The sequence below is a fragment of the Vibrio sp. 1078-1 genome, from assembly GCF_033340475.1.
The window spans coordinates 1-609 of sequence record NZ_JAWOWM010000556.1 but is presented as its reverse complement, the minus strand read 5'-3'; the positions used below and the strand labels follow the sequence as shown (position 1 = coordinate 609).

The 609-nt window shown below is 47.9% G+C and carries 1 protein-coding gene; it reads right to left on the bottom strand.

The window, feature by feature from the left end:
- Nucleotides 1-609: efflux RND transporter permease subunit (locus tag R7190_RS28760; protein ID WP_318138048.1), on the bottom strand; the 609-nt coding region annotated here is incomplete at both ends.

The following is a 609-nucleotide window of genomic DNA, read 5'->3' as shown; positions in this document are numbered from 1 at the left end:
CCTGCTTGATTAAGTTCATTGATGTTGGAGCCAAACAGTAAGTAGCCAAACTCATCACGATCGCCTCCACCTGCACTTTGTTCGCGGATCTTGATACTCTTCATACCCGGAATAACAGGCATCGCCTCACGCCAGCGGCGAGCAAGTTCAAAGGTATTGAACGGACGAATTTCCTCATCGACAAGCGGCACTAACACTCGTCCTTCGGTGCGGCTTCTATTGTAAGAAAGCACATCGCGAATCATACCTTGCCCATGATCAGCAATAGTTTGAGACTCGACCTCTTGCATGACACGCTCGATGGTTTTCAACGCTTCAATGGTTTGCTCACTAGAAACCGTGTCATTCATCTCGATAGTAATCGCAGGGTAATCGGTCGGTACTTTCGGGTTAGGGGTAACACGCACATAGTTGGATTTAACCAATGCAGCACTGATCAGCAATAAACCACAGAACACAGCAAATACCGTCCAACGCCAATGCGTACAGGCTTTCACGAAGTTACGATAAGTGCCGTTTACAAAGCCGAAGAAACGTTGGTTGAAACGATCTCGCCATCCACCAGGTTTGACTGGTTTAAAATGGGTATGCGCCAAGTGCGCTGGTAGG